This window comes from Anaerococcus sp. HMSC065G05, assembly GCF_001812365.1.
In the GTDB taxonomy this organism is placed as follows: domain Bacteria; phylum Bacillota; class Clostridia; order Tissierellales; family Peptoniphilaceae; genus Anaerococcus; species Anaerococcus vaginalis.
This window is the reverse complement of the sequence record NZ_KV808688.1, coordinates 86,392-106,551: the sequence shown is the minus strand read 5'-3', so window position 1 is coordinate 106,551 and position 20,160 is coordinate 86,392. Positions and strand designations below refer to the sequence as shown.

The 20,160-nt window shown below is 27.8% G+C and carries 22 protein-coding genes and 1 riboswitch; of the genes, 5 read left to right on the top strand and 17 right to left on the bottom strand.

The features are described from left to right. The first annotated feature begins 89 nt into the window (after positions 1 to 89). Together HMPREF2852_RS01110 and rsmI are read left to right on the top strand one after the other, a co-directional pair. On the top strand, positions 90 to 791 hold the full coding sequence (locus HMPREF2852_RS01110) for a tRNA1(Val) (adenine(37)-N6)-methyltransferase (protein WP_070605307.1): 702 nt from the start codon (positions 90 to 92) through the stop codon (positions 789 to 791). Continuing rightward, on the top strand, positions 781 to 1,599 hold the full coding sequence (gene rsmI, locus HMPREF2852_RS01105; RefSeq protein ID WP_070605305.1) for a 16S rRNA (cytidine(1402)-2'-O)-methyltransferase: 819 nt from the start codon (positions 781 to 783) through the stop codon (positions 1,597 to 1,599). Before HMPREF2852_RS01110 ends, rsmI begins: the two co-directional genes overlap by 11 nt. Here the strand turns inward: rsmI and dhaM are convergent. The 3 genes from dhaM to dhaK are packed head-to-tail and all read right to left on the bottom strand — an operon-like array spanning position 1,596 to position 3,568. Then, positions 1,596 to 1,988 (bottom strand): dihydroxyacetone kinase phosphoryl donor subunit DhaM, encoded by a 393-nt coding sequence (gene dhaM / locus HMPREF2852_RS01100; RefSeq protein ID WP_070605303.1) that lies wholly within the window; start codon positions 1,986 to 1,988, stop codon positions 1,596 to 1,598. The genes rsmI and dhaM overlap by 4 nt on opposite strands. Beyond that, positions 1,981 to 2,580 (bottom strand): dihydroxyacetone kinase subunit DhaL, encoded by a 600-nt coding sequence (gene dhaL / locus HMPREF2852_RS01095; RefSeq protein ID WP_070605300.1) that lies wholly within the window; start codon positions 2,578 to 2,580, stop codon positions 1,981 to 1,983. The genes dhaM and dhaL overlap by 8 nt, the downstream gene beginning before the upstream one ends. 1 nt (position 2,581) lies before the next feature. Next, positions 2,582 to 3,568, bottom strand: coding sequence for a dihydroxyacetone kinase subunit DhaK (gene dhaK, locus HMPREF2852_RS01090; protein WP_070605297.1), 987 nt, complete (start codon positions 3,566 to 3,568; stop codon positions 2,582 to 2,584). A gap of 610 nt (positions 3,569 to 4,178) precedes the next feature. On the opposite strand from dhaK, the gene HMPREF2852_RS01085 reads away from it, so the two are divergent. Further along, entirely contained in the window at positions 4,179 to 4,613 is a 435-nt protein-coding gene (locus HMPREF2852_RS01085; RefSeq protein ID WP_039920469.1) for a flavodoxin, read from the top strand. Between the two features lie 4 nt (positions 4,614 to 4,617). Beyond that, the gene (locus tag HMPREF2852_RS01080) at positions 4,618 to 5,163 is read left to right on the top strand and encodes a DUF3793 family protein (protein WP_004838694.1); all 546 of its coding nucleotides are present in this window, start codon (positions 4,618 to 4,620) and stop codon (positions 5,161 to 5,163) included. 153 nt (positions 5,164 to 5,316) lie between these two features. On the opposite strand, the gene HMPREF2852_RS01075 is transcribed toward HMPREF2852_RS01080, so the two are convergent. The 9 genes from HMPREF2852_RS01075 to HMPREF2852_RS01035 all read right to left on the bottom strand — a co-directional run bounded on the left by HMPREF2852_RS01075 (position 5,317) and on the right by HMPREF2852_RS01035 (position 13,666). After that, positions 5,317 to 5,922, bottom strand: coding sequence for an HAD family hydrolase (locus HMPREF2852_RS01075; protein WP_070605293.1), 606 nt, complete (start codon positions 5,920 to 5,922; stop codon positions 5,317 to 5,319). Continuing rightward, positions 5,919 to 6,377, bottom strand: a complete 459-nt coding sequence (ribE, locus tag HMPREF2852_RS01070) for a 6,7-dimethyl-8-ribityllumazine synthase (RefSeq protein WP_004838691.1) — start codon at positions 6,375 to 6,377, stop codon at positions 5,919 to 5,921. Before ribE ends, HMPREF2852_RS01075 begins: the two co-directional genes overlap by 4 nt. Continuing rightward, on the bottom strand, positions 6,378 to 7,592 hold the full coding sequence (locus HMPREF2852_RS01065) for a bifunctional 3,4-dihydroxy-2-butanone-4-phosphate synthase/GTP cyclohydrolase II (RefSeq protein WP_070605292.1): 1,215 nt from the start codon (positions 7,590 to 7,592) through the stop codon (positions 6,378 to 6,380). It lies immediately after the preceding gene. 5 nt (positions 7,593 to 7,597) lie between these two features. Continuing rightward, entirely contained in the window at positions 7,598 to 8,221 is a 624-nt protein-coding gene (locus HMPREF2852_RS01060) for a riboflavin synthase (RefSeq protein WP_070605290.1), read from the bottom strand. Next, on the bottom strand, positions 8,202 to 9,281 hold the full coding sequence (ribD, locus tag HMPREF2852_RS01055; RefSeq protein WP_070605287.1) for a bifunctional diaminohydroxyphosphoribosylaminopyrimidine deaminase/5-amino-6-(5-phosphoribosylamino)uracil reductase RibD: 1,080 nt from the start codon (positions 9,279 to 9,281) through the stop codon (positions 8,202 to 8,204). The genes HMPREF2852_RS01060 and ribD overlap by 20 nt, the downstream gene beginning before the upstream one ends. A 76-nt stretch (positions 9,282 to 9,357) precedes the next feature. Further along, positions 9,358 to 9,470: riboswitch (FMN riboswitch) on the bottom strand. A 100-nt stretch (positions 9,471 to 9,570) separates the two neighbouring features. Beyond that, positions 9,571 to 10,284: a hypothetical protein gene (locus tag HMPREF2852_RS01050; protein WP_070605284.1), complete on the bottom strand. Its 714-nt coding sequence runs from the start codon at positions 10,282 to 10,284 to the stop codon at positions 9,571 to 9,573. 9 nt (positions 10,285 to 10,293) lie between these two features. Continuing rightward, entirely contained in the window at positions 10,294 to 10,941 is a 648-nt protein-coding gene (locus tag HMPREF2852_RS01045; RefSeq protein WP_070605282.1) for a hypothetical protein, read from the bottom strand. A 425-nt stretch (positions 10,942 to 11,366) separates the two neighbouring features. Then, positions 11,367 to 11,834, bottom strand: coding sequence for a GNAT family N-acetyltransferase (locus HMPREF2852_RS01040; protein ID WP_070605279.1), 468 nt, complete (start codon positions 11,832 to 11,834; stop codon positions 11,367 to 11,369). A 1,232-nt stretch (positions 11,835 to 13,066) separates the two neighbouring features. Next, on the bottom strand, positions 13,067 to 13,666 hold the full coding sequence (locus HMPREF2852_RS01035) for a hypothetical protein (RefSeq protein WP_070605278.1): 600 nt from the start codon (positions 13,664 to 13,666) through the stop codon (positions 13,067 to 13,069). 246 nt (positions 13,667 to 13,912) lie between these two features. On the opposite strand from HMPREF2852_RS01035, the gene HMPREF2852_RS01030 reads away from it, so the two are divergent. Beyond that, positions 13,913 to 14,944, top strand: coding sequence for a lipid II:glycine glycyltransferase FemX (locus HMPREF2852_RS01030; RefSeq protein WP_070605276.1), 1,032 nt, complete (start codon positions 13,913 to 13,915; stop codon positions 14,942 to 14,944). 277 nt (positions 14,945 to 15,221) lie between these two features. On the opposite strand, the gene HMPREF2852_RS01025 is transcribed toward HMPREF2852_RS01030, so the two are convergent. The 5 genes from HMPREF2852_RS01025 to HMPREF2852_RS01010 all read right to left on the bottom strand — a co-directional run. Beyond that, on the bottom strand, positions 15,222 to 15,785 hold the full coding sequence (locus HMPREF2852_RS01025) for a hypothetical protein (RefSeq protein WP_261667832.1): 564 nt from the start codon (positions 15,783 to 15,785) through the stop codon (positions 15,222 to 15,224). Between the two features lie 68 nt (positions 15,786 to 15,853). After that, complete coding sequence (locus HMPREF2852_RS01020; RefSeq protein WP_261667831.1) at positions 15,854 to 16,207, bottom strand: HIRAN domain-containing protein; 354 nt, start codon at positions 16,205 to 16,207, stop codon at positions 15,854 to 15,856. 34 nt (positions 16,208 to 16,241) lie between these two features. Next, on the bottom strand, positions 16,242 to 17,048 hold the full coding sequence (locus HMPREF2852_RS01015) for a molecular chaperone DnaJ (protein WP_070605271.1): 807 nt from the start codon (positions 17,046 to 17,048) through the stop codon (positions 16,242 to 16,244). Between the two features lie 348 nt (positions 17,049 to 17,396). After that, positions 17,397 to 17,507 (bottom strand): GmrSD restriction endonuclease domain-containing protein, encoded by a 111-nt coding sequence (locus tag HMPREF2852_RS10260; protein WP_019117778.1) that lies wholly within the window; start codon positions 17,505 to 17,507, stop codon positions 17,397 to 17,399. Positions 17,508 to 17,552: 45 nt separating this feature from the next. After that, the coding region (locus HMPREF2852_RS01010) for a restriction endonuclease (protein WP_070605552.1) at positions 17,553 to 20,160 on the bottom strand (2,608 nt) is incomplete at its 5' end.

The following is a 20,160-nucleotide window of genomic DNA, read 5'->3' as shown; positions in this document are numbered from 1 at the left end:
AGTAAGTTCATTGATTCAAGTAAATTCTTTATTTTAAATAACAAAATAGATTTTATTGCTTATTTTTTTCATTATTATATAATTTAACTATGGAAAAATTAGATTACATACCAAAAACAAATTTATATATGAAACACGTAGATAAGTCTTATTCTTTCGGAATTGATTCTATTTTGCTTGCAAATTTTTCAAAAATGAAAAAGAATAAATGTTTAATTGATATTGGCTCTGGCAGTGGGATTTTATCTCTTGCTTGTTCTTCTTATTATAATTTAAGAAAAGTTTTTTCTATCGAAATTCAAAAAGAAAAAGCTAATCTTTTGAAAGAAAATATAAAATTAAATGGAATTAATAATATTGAAGTTGTTAATGAGGACTTAAATAAGGTAAATTTTCCTAATAATTTTTGTGATTATATTATTACAAATCCTCCTTATTATAAAAAGGGAGCTAATATAAAAAATGAAAAGGAAGAATTTTTATTATCTAGGCAAGAAATTAAAATGAATCTTTCTGATATTTTTAGATTTTCTAATAAGTGCTTAAAAGATAAGGGAAAATTATTTATGATTCACAAACCCGAAAGGCTTGTTGATATTATAAAAGAAAGTGGAAATTTAAAATTGAAAAGAATAAAATTTGTTCAATCAAAAACATTTGAAAAACCTGTTTTTATTTTAATGGAGTTTGTAAAAAATGCAAATGATGGATTAAAATTTGAAAATCCCCTTATAATATATGATGAAAATAATAATTATACAAAGGAGGTCAAAGAAATAAATGGATTATAGTATATATTTTGTACCAACTCCCATAGGAAATTTAGACGATATAACATTGAGGGCTATTAATGTTTTAAAAAATGTAGACATTATTGCTTGCGAAGATACTAGAGAAAGTAAAAAACTTTTAAATTATTTTGAAATAAATAAAAAACTAACTTCATATCATAAATTTAATGAAAAGCAAAAATCACAGGAAATTATTAAAAACGCCCAAGAAGGTACAAGTTACGCAATTATAACTGACCAAGGAATGCCAGGAATTTCTGATCCAGGTCATATTCTAATTAAAGAATGCATTAAAAATAATATTTCTTACACAGTTTTGCCAGGTCCATCATCAATTCTTACAGGCTTAATTGCAAGTGGCTTTGATAATGATAGGTTTGCTTTTTATGGCTTTATTCCCAAAAAAAATTCTGATAAGAAAAAATTATATGAAGAGCTAAAAAATGAAAATAAAACCTCAATTTTATTTGATACTCCCCACAACTTAGAAAATACAATCAATGATTTTAAAATAGAATTTCCTAATAGAAAATTGGCGATTACCCGCGAATTAAGCAAAAAATTCGAACAATATCAAATTTTTGATATAAAAGATATAAACACAGATGAGCTTACTTTAAAAGGAGAATTTGTTCTTATTTTGGAAAAAAATAATGAAAATGAATCTTTAGATATTTCATCATACAAAGAACAAATTTTACAAATGAAAAAAAATGGCGAATCAACTAAGGATATTGTAAAATCCTTGAGAAAATCCACCACTTTTTCAAAAAATGATATTTATGAATTTGTAATCAGCTTAGATTAATTTTCTAATTTATTTACTGGATATTCGTTTAAATATTTAACTATTTCATCCAAACTTTGTCCTGCTGATGCTTCAACAGCAATTTGAACACTCGTTTCAACAATTGGTGTTCCAGCAAGATAAACTTTGGATTTTTTTTCATCATCCAACATATCAATTGCCATTTGACAATTCATCATAGAAGAACCCAAATCAAAAAATATAACCAAACCATCATTTGTAGCATATTCATTTATGATTTGATTGATTTCATCAAAATTTGAGCCAATATTTCCATCCTTATCTCCGCCGCTTACCAAAATATTTACATTTGGAGCCATTTGAATGAGAATTTCTCTTAAACCTTCAGCCAATTTTTTGCTGTGGCTTGCTATCAATATATTAATCATTCAAATCTCCCACTATACTTTTTATACATAAATATGAAGAATATGCACCTGGATCAATATGTCCAATTGACCTATCCCCAAGATAGGCAGCTCTTCCTTTTCTAGCCTTAATTTCTTTTGTTTTTTCCATTTTTTCTTCTGCAATTTTAAGAATTTCTTCAAAACTCAAATCATTTTTTAAAGCCTCTGCTACAGGATATAAAACATCAACCATAGTTTTATCTCCAACTTGAGCCTTGCCTCTCATTATTACTCCATCAACTCCGTCAGAAAAAGCTTTTGAAAATGAATTTTTATCCAATTCAATATCTCCATCAAAAGCTTGAGCAAATTTCATAAAAAATGTTCCATACAATGGTCCACTAGCTCCACCAACATTAGAAATCAAAGTCATAGCAATTTTATTAAAAAGTGTTTTTAAATCTTTGTAATCATCATTCATGGCATCTTTCACTTTGTTAAAACCTTTTGCCATATTAAAACCATGATCTCCATCGCCAATTGCCCTATCAAGATCTGTCAAATATTCTTCATTTTCAATAATTATATTTGATAAAGCTATTACCTTTGACTTAACTTTTTCTATATCCATATTAACCCCTAACTATATCTACATTTTCTTCAAGCAATTTTAAAATTTCATCATCAACTTTAAAAAGTGTTAATGAAAAACCTGCCATATCCATGCTTGTCATAAAATTACCCAAGAAAGTTTTTTTGATATTTATATTTTTTTCTTTCAAATAATCACTTGCAAAATTATTTACAATAAACAATTCCATTTCAGTAGTTTGACCCATGCCATTAACCATTAAAACAAAATCCCCATCTAGGTTTTCAAAATCCTCAAGAATATGATCTAAAAGTTCCTTAGAAATTTCGTCAGCTGTTTTAATTTTTTCTTGTTTTACACCAGGCTCTCCATGAATTCCTACGCCAATTTCCATATCTTCTTCAGATAAATCAAAACTTTCTTTTCCAGAAATAGGATTTATACAAGCCTTAGTAGCCATGCCCATAGATTTAATATTTTTTACAATTTTTTCAGCCATAGCTTTCATTTCGTTTAAGTTTTTTCCACTTCTTGCCATAGCTCCCAAAACTTTATGAACAAAAATTGTTCCAGCAATTCCCCTTCTGCCAGTAGTGTATGTGGAATCTTCAACTGCTACATCATCATTTACGATAATATAATCAACATTAATTCCTTCCATCTCTGCCATATCTTTTGCCATTTCAAAATTCATGACATCTCCAGTATAATTTTTAATTACCATAAATACACCTTCGCCAGAATCCGCAAGTTTTATAGCTTCTAAAACTTGATCTGGAGTTGGAGAAGTAAAAATTTCTCCGCAAATTGCACAATCAAGCATTCCATCGCCAACATATCCAGCATGAGCAGGCTCATGACCACTTCCACCGCCAGAAATTAAACCAACTTTTCCTTTAATTGGAAGATCTTTTCTGTAAACTATTTTTAACTCTTCATTAATTTTTACCTTGTCCTCATTAGCTTTTTGAAGACCATTTAGCATTTGACTTATAATTTTATCCTTGTCATTAATTATTTTTTTCATAGAAACCACCTTTCTTAATAAAAATATACCCAAATAAAAAATTTTTATGGTTATTATTTCTCAATACTAGAAAGTCCTTATTGAAATTTAATTTGCTTTAAATTAAAAAATCCATCCAAAATTACAATCTAATATTTAAATCCTAAAAATCAAGTCAATTTAAATTTTTCGCTTTATTTAGGAGTCTAATATTAAAATTATGACATTGATTGAAATTTAAATTTTAAATTTAGTGTGGAAATTCATCTATACTATGAAAAAAATTTTCTTATTTAATTTATTTCAAAATAAAATATCCTACTTGTAAAATTATAATATTTGATTTTTCAAATTGCTATTTTAAAATTTACAAAGTAGAATTTTTCGGACAAAACTTTTTTATTTAACGTTTTGCTTGTCATTTATTCCCATATATTTTTAAAATTTGAAAATTTTTCTTTATTAAAATTTTTTTACCTTGAAAAATATTTAATTTTCAATGTTTTTTTATTTTATTTAAAAAATTCTTAAAAAAATGCTTGACAATATTTTTACTAGTATGTATTATTATCTTAGATATTGATATAGGTTATCAGTATCAAACAAAATTAAAATTTTTAAGGAGAAATTTATGAAAAAAATTGCTATTGTTTATTGGTCAGGTACTGGTAATACAGAAGCTATGGCTAATGAAATTGCAGAAGAACTTAAAAAAAATGATGTAGAAATTGAATTATTAGATCCAAATTCTTTTACAAAGGACTCAATTGATTCTTTTGATGGATTTGCATTTGGTTGTCCTGCTATGGGCAGTGAAGAATTGGAAGAAACTGAATTTGAACCTATGTTTGAAAGTATTGAAAAAGATCTTTCTAACAAACCTGTTTTAATTTTTGGATCTTACCAATGGGCTGATGGCGAATGGATGGAAATTTGGCAAGATAGATGCAAGGAAGATGGAATAAATCTTGTAAGAGATGGTCTAATTGCTTATGATAGTCCAGATGACGAAGCTTTAAGCGAATGTAGAAAGGCGGCATTAGATTTATCTAAAGCCATAGGTTAATCGTATGAACGAAGAATTGTTAATTGATTACGCATCACAAACTTTAGCGAATCAAAAACTTGCTAATTTATTTACTTTTAAAAATTCTGAAAATATTGATATAGAAAAGATGGTTTTTGAGTGGAATGAAATACTTAATGAAAAAAATATGTACGTGGAAATACTTAATAACAATAAATCTTCCGCCCAAATTTATGCATACAGACCTCACAAGCTAAAATACGTATTAAATGAAACAAAAACAAAAACTCTCCTAAGTAAATTGGGTTATAATACCAATGACTTAAATCAATGCATAAACCATTTAAAATTCAGATTTAAAAAAGAAAATTTCCCACATGAAATTGGTATTTTTTTAGGCTATCCTTTTGAAGATGTTATGGGATTTATTGAGAATAAAGGAAATAAATTTCTAATAAATGGATATTGGAAAGTCTATGCCAATGAAGATAAAAAAATAAAAATCTTTAATAACTACAATAAAATTAAAAAATCTTATAAAATCTTATTTAACCGTTACAAAAACATAAGCCAACTTTGTGTAAATTAACAATTCTTTAAAATTATATTAACCTACTAAAAAGGGATTGTTGTAAAAATAGATAATCTTTTAATTTTACAAAACTCTTTTAGGAAATTTTCCTAGCTAATCTAGAAAAATTTCCTTTGAGCTTTTCTAAATAATTTAAGATTCGTAATCTATTTACAACAATCCCTTTATTTTTAATAAATCACTGATTTTTTCAATTTTATAATCTGATAGGTCTCCCTCACTTTCTTTACCATAGCCGTATTTTGCAAAAATGGATATATTATTATTTAGAAAACCAGCTTTTATATCGGATAGCCTATCTCCCACCATTATAAAATTATTAATTTTATTTATTCTTATTATTTCTGCTTTTGGTTTGTAATTGTAATCTTCTCCTACTAAATATTTACTAAAATATAAATCAAGATTATAGATTTTTCTTGCATTTTCTATATATTTTTTTGTACAAGAAGATAAAATTATAAGTTCGTATTTTTCTTTTAGGAAATTTAATACTTTTTCTGTTTCTTCATATAAACTACCAAAATCTCTCATATTTTCTATCATCAAATCCCCTGTTATTTTTATTAATTTTACTTTATTATAGGAATCGTCAAGAAAATCATCCCAAATTTTTCTTGGAGGATAGCCAAGATATGATTTTGGATCAAGATTTGGTTTTTTTATTTTATATTTTTTTAAAGTATCATAAAATGCTTTTTCATAAATTTCGTCACTTTTATGGATAGTTCCATCAAAGTCAAAAATTATTTTCATATAAGATCCATTAGATTTGCCATTTCAATTGCAGATATTGCTGCATCACTTCCTTTATTTCCAGCTTTTGTTCCTGCTCTTTGAACAGCTTGCTCGATTGTATCAGTTGTAACGACTCCAAAAATTATTGGCTTTCCGCTTTCAAGTGAGACATTTGCAATTCCTTTTGAAACTTCTGAACAAACATAATCATAATGAGAAGTATCTCCTCTTATAACTGCTCCCAAACAAATTACTGCATCATAATCCTTGTGAGCTAATTTTTTTGCTGCAAGTGGAATTTCAAAAGCTCCTGGAACTCTTACAAGCTCAATTTCTTCATCTTTTACTTCATGTCTTTTTAATGTATCAAGACATCCTTCCACAAGCCTATCTGTTATAAAATGATTAAATCTTGCAACTACAATTGCATATTTTTTGCCATTTGAAACTAAATTTGCACTATATTCTTTCATCTAATTCTCCTTAAATTCTCTTAAATCGTGACCCATTCTGTCAGCTTTTGTTTTTAAATAAATTCTATCTATATGATTAGAATGAATTTCTATTGGAACTCTTTTATTAACTTTAATATTATATTTTTCCACTTGTTCGATTTTATCAGGATTATTTGTGAGCAAGTCAATTGATTTTACTCCCAATTCTTTCAACATAAGACAAGCTATTTTATAATTTCTCAAGTCTGGTGCAAAACCAAGTTTTATATTTGCATCTACCGTATCGTAACCTTCTTCTTGAAGATGATAGGCTTTTATTTTATTAAATAATCCAATTCCTCTTCCTTCTTGTCTTAAATATAAAATAATTCCTTCTCCTTTTTCATCAATCATCTCCATTGCCTTGTGAAGTTGATTTCCACAATCACACCTGTTTGATGAAAACACATCCCCAGTCAAACATTCAGAGTGAATTCTAGTTAAAATATTTTCTCCATCAATCTTGCCTTTGATTAAAGCCAAGTGTTCTTTTTTTTCAACTTTGTCATAAAAACTTATGGCTTTAAATTTTCCATGGTCTGTTGGAAGATTTATAATATTTGTTTTTTCCAAAAAATCATCTTCATTTTTTGAAAAATCCAACTTGTTTTCTTTTATATATTTTTTTATCTCAGCAACACTTGTCATTTTCATTCCAAGTTTTTCTGCAAGCTCAACTACTGCTTTTCCTCTTAGCATGTGACCATCATCAGCCATAATTTCACAGCATAAACCAATTTCTTTTAAATTTGCAATTTTCATCAAATCAATTGTAGCTTCTGTGTGGCCTTCTCTTACCAAAACTCCCCTATCTTTTGCAATAAGCGGAAAAACATGGCCTGGTCTTCTAAAATCACTTGCTTTTGTATTATTATCTGCAAGTGCCCTTATAGTTTGTGCTCTTTCAAATGCTGAAATTCCTGTTTCTGTATCAACATGGTCAATTGAAACTGTAAAGGCTGTTTCGTGATTGTCAGTATTATTTTTAACCATCATTTCTAGGTCAAATTGTCTAGCAATATTTTTACCAATCGGTGTGCAAATCAAACCTCTTGCATATTTTGCCATAATATTAATCATCTCGCCTGTAACTTTTTCTCCAGCACAGATCATATCGGCTTCATTTTCCCTATTTTCATCATCAGTTACTATAATTATTTCGTTATTTTGTAATGCTTCTATTATCTCTTCCATATTTTTTAAAAACCATTTTCCAATAAAAAGTTTTTATCCAACCTTTCTTCTTTTTTATTTGCCATAGATTTTTGGATAAATCTATTTATAATATCAGTTTCAATATTTATTTCATCGCCAATTTTTTTGTATTTAAAATTTGTTCTTTCTATTGTTTCCGGAATAAGTGATACTTCAAAACTTGTAATTTTATCATCAGAAACAGTAAGAGAAATTCCATCAAGAGCAACTGAGCCTTTTTTCACAATCAAAGAGCAAATTTCTGGACTTGCTGAAATTGTATAAACATTTTTATTTATGTTTTTTATTTTACCAACTCCATCGACATGACCTTGAACAATATGACCATCAAGCCTATCAGAAAGTCTCAAAGCTCTTTCAAGATTTACATTTTTATTTACAATTGACCTATCAAATTTAGTAATTTTTAAACTTTCATTCATAAGATCCGCCTTGTAAGTTTTATCAGTAATTTCTGTCACCGTAAGGCAAACCCCATCAGTCATAATAGAATCTCCAAGTTTTGTATCTTCCAAAACAATATTTGCCTGAACTTCAATTTGAACATGGTCATTAATTTTTTTAAAAGAAATTACCTTGCCCATTTCCTCAGATATTCCAGTGAACATTTTTAGCCTCAATCATAATATCATTATCAAATCTTTTCACATCTTCAAGCTCAAACTCATAAGCTTCCTTAATTTCATCTACTCCCCTTCCATAAAAAGAAGATTTAGAATCAAAACCACTAATTATTTTAGGCGAAATAAATTCATAAATTTTATCAACCAAGCCTTCTTCTAAAAATCCATAATTAAGACTTGAGCCACCCTCAACCAAAATCGAACCGATTTTCATTTGGTAAAGTTTAGTTGCCAAATCATTTAAATCAACATGGTTGTTTTTCATTTTACATTTAATAATATTTAAATCAGGATTATTAGAGGCCTTGCAAGTTGCTATATAAGTTTTTTTATCACTTTTTAAATTAAAAATCTTGTAGGACATATAATCTTTTTCAATTTCAAGATTAGTGTCCACAATAATTCTTACAGGATCAACACCGTTTTCAATCCTTGAATTTAAAGATGGATCATCCTTAATCAAAGTATTTTTTCCAACAATTATTGCATCATAATCACTTCTTAATTCATGAACATAAGCTCTTGATGATTCATTAGAAATCCACTTAGAATCATTAATATTAGAAGAAATTTTCCCATCTAAAGTTTGAGCAAATTTTAATGCAATAAGAGGTCTGTTATATTTTACATTGAAGAAAAATTTTTCATTTAATTTTTTTCCTTCATCTTCAAGCAAACCCGTAACAACTTCAATATTGTTATCTTTTAAAACTTTAAGACCATCAACCTTTGGATTAGTATCAATATTTGAAATTATAACTTTTTTAATATTTCTTTTAATAATTTCCAAAGTACAAGGACCTTGTTTGCCCCAATGAGAGCAAGGTTCCAAATTTACATACAAAATTGCTCCATCACAATCACTTTTCAAATTATTAAAACAATCAACTTCCGCATGAGTTTTCCCATACTCATGATGATAACCCGTAGAAATAATTTCATTATTCTTTACAAGCACAGCACCAACAAGAGGATTAGTTAAAGTTTTTCCCCTCGCCTTTTTTGCAAGCTCAAAACACTTTCTCATATAATCTTTATCATTCATCTTGCCTCCTCCACAATTCTAGGCAAAAGAAAAAGTCCCATTTCAGGGACTATAATTATTTCAAAAAGAAAAATCAAAAAATCTTCTCTCATCCAGACTATACTGTCGGTATAGGAATTTCACCTATTCAGCAAAAAGCTCGCGGACTTTACCGCCGGTGGGGAATCACACCCCGCCCTGAAGAATTGTGTTATTTTATTTACACTTTTATTATAATACAAATTTTATTTTTGTCAATCGTTTACATAAATAAAGTAAATATTACTGTTATCTTAAAAATGAATTAATTTTATTCCACATTTTCTATGAAAGGAAATTTCAACTGATCATTTACAAGAATATATACTCTAGATTCATCTTCATCAATATATTTTGTCCTGCTTGGAAATCCTATCCATTCATTTACAGCATTTTCCATTTGATTTCTTTTCTTAAAAGGAAGATAAAGAGTGTAATCTCTACAAATTTCATTTTCACTATGATCATTTGTTTGAAAACCATAAGGAACTTCAACAAGTTTATATTTTTTTTCATCTCCATAACTAAATGGCTCGTTGCCAAAACTTGTATATTCTACAAGTCTTAAACTATAGGTTAAATCATCTATTTTTTGACTAACTTCAAATTTACCCAAACCATTTGTCAAATAAATAGTGCTTTCATCTTCGTATTTATAAGATAAATCAAAGGTTCCCGCTTCTTCTCTAAAGTGTATTTTTGTAAACCAATTACCCCCTTCTTCTTGTAAAATAAGTTCTTTACCTATTAAATCTTTAAGAAGATCTTGATTTTCCAAATTTTTGCTGTAAGTTTCTGTAGGCTTATTATTTCTTTTAGAAAAATCTCTTACAATAGAAGATCTTGATTTAAAAACTCTATCATAAAAATAATTTTTTTCGCCTCTTATTTCTTTTATAGAAATTAAATCTTCTTGTCCATAAGTTTTTATAGGTAAAAATATAAGGCCTAAAATAAATAATATTATAAGTTTTTTCTTTGTCATAAGTCACTCCTATCTTACATATTCAACCATAAAATTTTCTTCGCTCGCATCTTTTTTTCCTATGGCAAAAACTTTAAGTTCTCCATCTTTTATATGTTTATCATCAATTTTTGCAATACTTCTTTCATGATCTTTTATGTCATTAAGCTTTCTATGCGGTAGATAAAGAATATATAAATTATCCTTGTCATCTTTTCCATACATTTTAGATTCTATATATTCTAGGGTAAAGTCCATACCCTCAATATTTCTCATCTCACTTTCTCCTAGAGGAAGTTCATAATCTATCCTCCTTAAACTTATAAGATAGGATGTCTCATCAAGTTTTTCTTTTATGTCAAATTTCCCATTATAAAGTGAAACTTTACCTTGGTTATAATCTCCACTTCTAAAGGCTCCATCAAAATACCCATCTTTATAAAAATATATGACTTCTTCTTGACTTTGATAGGCATAGAAAAATTCTTTGCCCTCAAGCTCATCATATATTTTCTTATACTCATCCTTTTTTATATTTTTTACTTTCTTTGTTTCTTCTGATTTTTGGATGCTTTCTACTTTCGAATTATCAACTTTTGTATTTTCCTTTGTGTCTTTTTTATTACACGCAGAAAAAATTAATAATATAGTTAGCACTATTAGTATTTTTCTTTTCATAAAAACTCCTTTTTGTACTTAATAATACTATGACAGAATAAATATTTTATTATATCTTCGATAACATCTATCTTATACCTATCTTAATTGTATTTGATTTGGAAATCCTCATTTGTTTTATGTATACAAAAATTTCCATCATTTGCAAGATATTTTTATAAGAAAGGTTTTCCTTATATATAAATTTTTTGCTAAAAGCAAATTTAAATATCTAGCATAAGCAATAGTTATATTTCTCTTTTCTATATTATATCATCAGTTTAGAATTTAGACTAGAAACCCTTTTTTGAATAATCATTATCCTTTTTCATTACTTTTATAATCTACTATCTTAATAATGATATAGTTTATACGTAACTTAATGGTTAAAAATTAATAGTATTTTCATTAAAATTATTAACAAATCCTAAGAACTCCCTATATATTTACTCTAAATCTTTTTTAAGCATAACAATATCTTTAGTTCTGTAATCTTCAGTAAATCCACAATCTAAAAAAAGATTTATAGCACTATTATCCAAAGCTACACTATCATATAAAATTCTTAAACCATTATTTTTTGCTAAACAGCATAACAGTTTCAAACCTTCACGTCCATAACCATTTCCACGATATTTTGAATAGATAATTACATTTACCAAATATCTATTCTCTATTTCATCTAAATGATAAGCTATCTCCCCAACAAAATTATTATTTTCATCAATTAAATATCTATAAAGCCTTTTGCCCTCTGAATTTTCTACCCAATAATGATACCATATTTGCCACTTGGATTCTGGAAAATCAATGGTTCCTCCCCATGCATTATTATAAGACATAGTGTCTGGATCAGATAGTAGCTTTTCTCTAAACCATAAGTCTTCATATTTTGGAATATAAATCTTAACCATTTATTTTACTCCTTCAAATAAAAAATCATTTTTAAAACACATTTGATAAATCACTTAGATATAATACATAAAATCTTTTAATTTTTTATTATATCATTTTATCAAAGCATTATTACAAATAGCAATAGCTTATACAACTTATCAGAATAATATCCCTTATGTTATAAATTTAAATTAATTATCGAAAAAAAATAATTTTCACATAAAAAGACTTCTAAAGTTCCTTTTAAAACCTTAAAAGTCTTATAAATTATTTATTAAATTCTTTCGAGCAAATCTATTGATTCTGTATTCGTTATCTTAACAAACATATTTATCAATTTAATATATCCAATCTCGATATCGTTTTTAGTTTGTATCTTCAAATATCATGCTAGTGTTGATATGTCACAGGATATTTAGACGAATTTTTGTGTGATTGATTTTATTATTCCATAGACGACTTTAGAATCATTCCTTTTCGTTGTGTACAAAATAGTATGAATCCTAAGTATTCTTTTGTTAGTTTCCTATGATGTTTTTTGATTCTTCTATAATAGAATGAACGCTTTCAAAGTTGTCTAGTTTTTTGTTTTCGATGACATATTTTACTGTATCTTTTGCGACTCCAGCTCTGATTGTGTCGTATTGATTTACTTAGGAGAAGTATTATTTATGGCTTATTATAAATGACAAATCTGAGATTTTATCTACAAATTATTTTTTTATACTAAATCGATGTTTTTATTTTTTACATAAATTTCCACGATTTTATCCACAGATTGTAGATTTTCTAGGATTGCTTTTATTATCCAATATCGATATACTTAATACATACGTGCCGTTTTGCTAATTTATTCTTTAAAAATTTAGATATTATATCAAATTGACTTATTTTATAAATCTAAATCCATTTATACTCATATGGTATACCATCTAAAATATAATTAGGAATTTTTCAAACACGTCTATACTATAATGAAATTCTATCATATAATGTAGCTCCCCTTTATAGTAAAGTCGATTCTAGACAACAAACATCAAATCTTTTAATATAAATTCCACCCTAATTATTTTTCACTTCACAAATTATTTCACATTTGCTTGATTACTCAACATTTAATGCTCCACCAACTAGATATTTTGATTTTCTACTTTGTATGTAAGCAATGCTTGATCTCTGATAATAACAGCTGTGACTCTCACTATGTGTCGTCATTTCTCTATTATCATTATAAAATCCATAAAACTCTTTAAGCATAAAACACGGGTACATAGTTATTAACTAAACCTTCTTTTAAATCATCTAAAATACAATTTAAATTTTGAATGTTAAAACTATAAAGTTTATCTAAAAAATACTGATTATCATATACATAGTTATCATCCATTAATGAAGATTTCCTAAGTTTAAAGTAGAAAGTTGTCTTTAAAAGTTTATCATCAGTATAAGTGAATGAAGAACCAAAAACACAAGCTTTATTATAATCAGAATTTTCATTTATTCTTATAGTAGATAATAAATATATTAAATCCTTATTTTGTTGTTTAAGATTTGCTATAGTCGAGATTAATTCAATATAACTTTTAACTTGCTTATCTTTTAAACCAATTGGCATTGAAATAATTTTTTCAAAATTATTGTTCTTAACATACTCAATTTTATTAAAAATAATACTCTGATCCAAAAGAGCTAAATATTTAAAAAAATCTGTAGAAAATCGGTTAGTATTAAGCGAGTCTTTCAAATCTATTAACTGGTAAATTTTTTTATCCTCTAATCCATCTATGTCAATATTTATCTCTCTGTGAGGATTATATTTAAATTCGATCTTTTCTAAATCTTTCAACATTTACTTCACCCTTATTCGACTATAATAATTCTATTAAAATTATATATATATATATATTGTCAAATATTATTTCATTACGTAAGTTTTACATATAAATCTTAATATAGTAAATTATTTATAGATATAAATATAAGATAATTATTATATTAATTATGTGTTAATTTTTATTATTAATATAAATTACAATTGCAAAACAACATTATGTCTGCTATTATTATATATAATGAGTTAATATACGGAGGATATATGCGCCTTAATGTAAATGATAAAGAAAAAGTAAAAAAATATTGGGATTTTTTTTATAATCACCCATCTTCAAGTTTTTACCAAGATAAAATTTGGGCATTAATAAAAAACGGATGGAATAGTGACTATTTTTATATAGAAAAAAATAATGAAATAATTGCTGTCGCACAAGTTTTATCTATATACAATTCAGAAGCAAAAAAAAATTTATTCTATTGCCCTCGTGGACCAGTATCAGATCTTTATGATATAGAAACAAATATAGAATTAATTAATGAAATCAAGAATTTTGCAAAGGAAAATAATGGATTTCTTGTGAAATTTGATCCCAATTATGAATATGATGAAAAACTTGTAAATGAATATAAAAAACATGGCATAGAATTTTGTCACAAAATGTATTCTTATGTTCAATTCCCTTTTTCAATGATGTTAGATATTAATGGAAGAAAATTCGAAGATGTCATCCAATCTTTTTCTAAAAACGGAAGAAAACAAGTAAGGAAATCTTATAAACAAGATTTGGAGCTATATGTTGGAAATAGAGATGACATTAAAACTTTTCACGAAATAACTGCTGATATGTGCGAAAGAAAAGGTATAACATATAGACCTATAGATTATTACTATCGTCTTTATGACAACTTTAAAGATAACGCAAGAATGACTTTTGTTAAATACAAAAACGAATTTTTGTCTTGTTCTTTTTTGATAACATTCAAAGATTATGCGATAGCTCTATATGGCGCAGATAATCTTAATATTGATTTAGGTCAATCTTATTTTTTAGATGCTGAAGAAATAAGATATTGTTGTGAAAATAATATAAGATATTATGATTTAGGTGGTGTTAAATCATTAGACATAAACGATGGTCTATATAGGTTCAAAAGAAAATTTACAAATAATAATATAATAAAATGGATTGGAAATATAGAATGTATCATTGATGAAGATTCTTACCAAAAATTTATAGAAAATAAAGATGATAGAGACTATACTCCCGAGCTTAAAGGAAATATTGCTGATTAATTTTGTCAGTAAATGTAAATCTTTTTCTATAGATATTTAAATAATTTCTTTATTCAATTTCTACTTATAATTTGATTAAAAATCAAATTATAAGTAGAAATTGATAAATAGTTTTTTTCTTGTTTATAATTAAAATATAAATTACCTTTCATAATTTTCTTATTTAGCATGCTCAGATGATAAAGCTAAGTTTTAAATATCAGATATTCTAGTTTTAAATAGTTTATGATTTATTTTTAGAAAATAGTAATAAAATCCCATTAATTTGTATTATTTTTTAATATAATGTTTTTGAAATCTCATCCCAAATCTCATTAAAACTTTTACCATCAAAAAGTTTATATCTAAACGCTTTATCTATGCTATTAAATATTTTTTCTTTTTTGAGAAATCCAATTGCTATATCATCTGATATACTAACAATAGCATCTTTTTTATGATAAATAAATTCATATCCACCTTTAAATTTTTTCCAATCAAATGGTGTAAATTTAGACTTTCCACTGAATATATAATGTAGATCTTCTATAAGATACTCTGTAAAATATTCATCATCAGAAATAACAAAATTCGTAGATTCCGGTTTCAAAGTCGCCAACATAGCAAGGTTATAAGACATACTCATCCTATCAATTTTACTTACCTCTACTTGTATTTGTCTTTTTTGGTTTTCTTTCGTAATTATAACTTCTGACCATAAATCAGCTTGTTCTCCAAAAATATTAAAATAATCAAAGCCTGCTGTTACAAGTCTATTGATAGCCTCTTTTAATATATATTTTTCTTTTATATGATGTCCAATAATAAAACAGTGTTCTCCTGAGCAAATTTCAAAATTCATATCATTGATATCACTTATACATATATTATTCCAAATCCATTTATTTTTATAGTACATACTTTATTAGCCTAACTTTCATGAAGATAAATTTTGATTTTTATCTTAATCCATTTACCTCGTATTTCTTTATCAATAACTTTAGCAAAAAGAATTTTTCCAGCATCCATAAGTCTAGAGAAAATAATATTATCTTGACGAGGAACATAGCCGATTTTATCTTTTTTCAATGTTTCTACTCTAATAGCTTGAGGATCATGTTCATTTTCTGGCTCACGATAAAAAACTAATTTGTCTCCGTCTTTTATATAAGATGAAATATTTTCAATTCCTTCAATATGTGTTGTCCCAGCAACATAAGTATCAAAAAGATAAATATCACGCTCAAAAGGTTTTGGTAAATCAATTCCTACTTCCTTATTCAAAATATTCCTCTCTGATCTTTTTTTTCTAAATTATTCATATCTCATCCCTAATTAAATTATTTATATATTCTTCTTGCGTTCGTACTGCATCATCAAAACTCTTTAAATCTTTTTCTAACTGACTTAACCTCTCTGACTTTTTCTTCTCATCTTCAACGTAAATACTCCAAGTATAAGGAGGCATAGATTTAGTTAATTCAATGTCATTTTTAATTAGATTTACTAAATCAGTTAGTCTTATTACCTCTTCTTCCAAAGATTTACCAGCCAAACCTATATCATCTTTCATATCTTCACTGCAAACTATATCAAAAATAATTTGTAAAGATTTGAGATCCCCTTTTTTATAAAATTCAGTAGCATTATAAAATAACTCTTTCTCAGAATTTGTTATCGATAGATTTATGTCTGGATGTAATTTCTTTACAATAAATTTATATAATTTTTTTAGGCGTTTTTCATCATCATCAGATAATATTTCAGATTTTGAACGCCTTAATGCAGTATTAATTTCTTCAATTTTTTCATTTAATTTTTTCTTATATTCTGTAAATTCTAAGTCTAACTTTTTATCGATAACTTCCATATTTATTTTTTCTTGACGATTCTTTTTCGCTTGAATCATATCTTTTTTTCTTTTCAAACGAAGATAATTACAATAAGCTTTATAGATTTTGTACTCAAGACTTCCAAAAATAAGCATATATTCAGTTTTTATATTTTCACAAATTATATATTTAAGATTGTCCCTTTCAAAAACAAGATTTTCCAAGGTTTTTTTAAGCTTTTGGATTTTATCCTTTGATTTTTTATCATTTGGAAACTCAATAATTTGTCCCATATATACGTCTCCTAATACAATTATATTTTTTAATAATAGCTTTATACGAAGCTATTATAATAACATTAAGATGATACAAACAATTAGCATAATCAATTACAATAATATATAAATCCCAGTAGCCAATGCTACTGTCTAGACGTAGCTCAATACTTGCTGATTAATTATGTTCCGCTACAGGACTAACAACTAATTTTGTGTTAATATCTCTTAACAACAGGAATAAAGACGTAATAAGCAGCTAACCATCAATTATTTCTTGCTCACCATCTTTATTTTCATATGCAACAATATTACCAAGAAATATGAACCTTCACGTTCAGTTTCTCTACTAGCAGCCATGAATTCTCATAAATCTTCAAACAGCATTTCTACCTGTTCATCAGTCCAAGCATAAGAGCGTTGATATTCTGGAATAACAAAGGGTTTTACTCTTCCACTACCAAGTAATGCTTCCACACTTTGTTTGTTAACTTCTATTTTTGTTGGAATAAATAGTCTTCCTCACTTCGTCACCATATCAAGGAGTGTCTTGTAGCTATCAACAACATCGTAAATAACCTCACCATTGCTAATTGCCTTAAAGTGTTCTCTTGCACAGTGAATCTTTGATTCTTCGATTAAACGAAGCTGCATTGAATCCATGGAACCTTTTGTCTCTGCAACAAAATAAATGTGCTTAACGGTTCCTTCATAAAATGCAATTGCCCAGTCAGGATTATAATGTCCAACTGGAGTTGAAATATAAAATCCGTCTGGCAATTTAACATATACTGCTACATTTGTGTTTGTATCCAGTTCAGTAGCAAACACCTGCTCATTTGATGAATCATAAACGATATGGTCATACAAATGCTTTTTTGCTTTCATTGCATTTACACCTAAGCGACCTTTGATTGTAGGATCAGTAAATACGTCAGTTCCATATTTATCATCCATAACATCGTAAGTAATATGTTCAATTATAGCAGTTGCTTTTTCATCATTAATAAGTGCTGCTGCCTTAATGATGAATTCTTCTGGATTGTTCTTAAACTGATTAAAGGTTTCTGGCTGAATCCCCTGAAGAATCTGGATTACAGCTTTTCTTGTAAGTCCAGTCTCATCTACAAGCTTTCCAATCAAGTCATATTTAACATTAGAATATGCAGCAACCACATTACCGTAGCTTGCAGATTTTTCCTTAACAAAGGATTCACCACTCACAAGGTCTTCTTTTGATTTAATCTGTTCCATAGCTCCGGTTTCAACCTTGAAATAAATCTTTGAAACGCGAAGTTTTCTATCTAATGAATCAATAGATTTTCTGACCAATTCATCTGTATCAAAATCAACAACATATACAGACTTAGAATTAATCTTTGCCCGCAAAGCCTTGAACTCAGGCATAGCAAGTTTACTCTCATCAACCTCAAGTTCAACATTATTACTACGAGCATTTTCAGGCTTTATAGCTCTGCCGTCATAAATGGAATCAACAATTTCAATAACAGATACTGCAGAATCAGCTACTTCTTCAGCAACCTTCAATTCACCATTAGCCTTATCCTCATAATATTTATCAGTAAGAACACCCTTCCTATCAATGTAGCCATTAACAATAAGATCAAAGTGGATTGCTCTACCTATATCACCATCAATAACCCGTTCATTACCCTTGTCGTCCTTGATTACCTTACCAATGAACAATTCTGCAGTAACTGCCTTTGGTCTGTCAGAAATTGCTTCTGCGATTTCATTCTGAAGACCTTTAGCAAAGCTATCATAGCTTTCACTGGCAATTACAGTAAGCACATTTACGCTATGTACATCATTGCCGAGCACATTTGTATCCATACGTTCACCATCTTGATTAACACAAAGACGGAGACCACGTCCTACTTCCTGACGTTTGCGAACATCACTTCTGCTTTGCTTCAAAGTACAAATCTGAAACACATTAGGATTATCCCATCCTTCACGAAGTGCTGAATGTGAGAAGATAAAACGCACTGGAGACTTCTTCGGATTTCTATCAAGAAGAAGCTCTTTGTTTTTCATAATAAGGTCGTAAGCATCAACGTCATTCGACATTTTTTCTTTAGAGTTTTCTCGCTTTTCATTTGCCTTACTATCAATCATCTTTCCTTTTTTGTCGATAGAGAAATAACCAGCATGTGTCTTATCTTCAGAGATAGCAGAAAGATACTTCATGTAGTCGTCTTCTTCCATACCAATTTGAAGATTACTGATAACATCCTTGTATTCTTCTTCAAACATCTCTGCATAAATACCATTTATCGGCTGACCAGTTGCATCATACTGCTTATACTTAGCAACCTCATCAATAAAGAACAGTGAAAGCACTTTAATGCCTTTATAGAACAATTCTCTTTCTCTTTGAATATGAGAAAGGATTGTTTCTCTAATTTGAATACGGCGAAGCTGATCTTCTGATACCTTACCAATTACGTCACCTGCATAAAGTTTAATACCATTAATAAATTCTACAGAATCATCACGCCCATCAATTCTTGAAACAACAAATCCATACTTGTACTCTTCCATCTGACCAGAATTATCATAAAGGTTATAACCCTCCGAAACAGTACGAGTAATCTTTCTAATGCTAGTTGCACCTTTAAAATCAAACTGTATTGTCGCTGTAGGTGCAGCCTTTGAAAGATTTATACTTTCCAAGTAAATATAACTTTCAGTTGCATTACTACCAGATTCTGTAATCCCCTTAACAGCAATTTTTTTAACAAGACGCTTGTTGTAGGCTTCCATAGCATCCAAACGGTAAATCATATTATAAATACTATCTGACTTGTGAGTTGCAGAATAACGAAGAGTCATTAAAGGATTAAACTGTTTTAAATTTTCTTTTGTTTTCTTACCCTCTACAGATTGCGGCTCATCAATGATTAGGATAGGATTTGTTTTTGCAATAATATCAATTGGACGACGAGAACGAAACTCATCCAATTTCATATAAATTCTTCTTGCATCTTTTCCTCTTGCATTGAATGCCTGTGAGTTGATAATCATTACGTTAATAGAACTATCTGATGCAAAGTGGTCAATTTCGGTAAGCTGTGCAGAGTTATACATAAAGAAACGAATCTTTTTT

Coding starts and splice junctions, on each gene's coding strand:
- rsmI (WP_070605305.1), top strand. CDS start 781: ATGGATTATAGTATATATTTTGTACCAACTCCCATAGGAAATTTAGAC.
- HMPREF2852_RS01065 (WP_070605292.1), bottom strand. CDS start 7,592: ATGGAAGAGATAATAGAAGCATTACAAAATAACGAAATAATTATAGTA.
- HMPREF2852_RS01030 (WP_070605276.1), top strand. CDS start 13,913: ATGCGCCTTAATGTAAATGATAAAGAAAAAGTAAAAAAATATTGGGAT.
- HMPREF2852_RS01025 (WP_261667832.1), bottom strand. CDS start 15,785: ATGAATTTTGAAATTTGCTCAGGAGAACACTGTTTTATTATTGGACAT.
- ribD (WP_070605287.1), bottom strand. CDS start 9,281: ATGAATGATAAAGATTATATGAGAAAGTGTTTTGAGCTTGCAAAAAAG.
- HMPREF2852_RS01075 (WP_070605293.1), bottom strand. CDS start 5,922: ATGAAAATAATTTTTGACTTTGATGGAACTATCCATAAAAGTGACGAA.
- HMPREF2852_RS01060 (WP_070605290.1), bottom strand. CDS start 8,221: ATGTTCACTGGAATATCTGAGGAAATGGGCAAGGTAATTTCTTTTAAA.
- HMPREF2852_RS01035 (WP_070605278.1), bottom strand. CDS start 13,666: ATGTTGAAAGATTTAGAAAAGATCGAATTTAAATATAATCCTCACAGA.
- dhaM (WP_070605303.1), bottom strand. CDS start 1,988: ATGATTAATATATTGATAGCAAGCCACAGCAAAAAATTGGCTGAAGGT.
- HMPREF2852_RS01085 (WP_039920469.1), top strand. CDS start 4,179: ATGAAAAAAATTGCTATTGTTTATTGGTCAGGTACTGGTAATACAGAA.
- HMPREF2852_RS01045 (WP_070605282.1), bottom strand. CDS start 10,941: ATGAAAAGAAAAATACTAATAGTGCTAACTATATTATTAATTTTTTCT.
- HMPREF2852_RS01015 (WP_070605271.1), bottom strand. CDS start 17,048: ATGGGACAAATTATTGAGTTTCCAAATGATAAAAAATCAAAGGATAAA.
- dhaL (WP_070605300.1), bottom strand. CDS start 2,580: ATGGATATAGAAAAAGTTAAGTCAAAGGTAATAGCTTTATCAAATATA.
- ribE (WP_004838691.1), bottom strand. CDS start 6,377: ATGAAAGAATATAGTGCAAATTTAGTTTCAAATGGCAAAAAATATGCA.
- HMPREF2852_RS01110 (WP_070605307.1), top strand. CDS start 90: ATGGAAAAATTAGATTACATACCAAAAACAAATTTATATATGAAACAC.
- HMPREF2852_RS01040 (WP_070605279.1), bottom strand. CDS start 11,834: ATGGTTAAGATTTATATTCCAAAATATGAAGACTTATGGTTTAGAGAA.
- HMPREF2852_RS01080 (WP_004838694.1), top strand. CDS start 4,618: ATGAACGAAGAATTGTTAATTGATTACGCATCACAAACTTTAGCGAAT.
- HMPREF2852_RS01050 (WP_070605284.1), bottom strand. CDS start 10,284: ATGACAAAGAAAAAACTTATAATATTATTTATTTTAGGCCTTATATTT.
- dhaK (WP_070605297.1), bottom strand. CDS start 3,568: ATGAAAAAAATAATTAATGACAAGGATAAAATTATAAGTCAAATGCTA.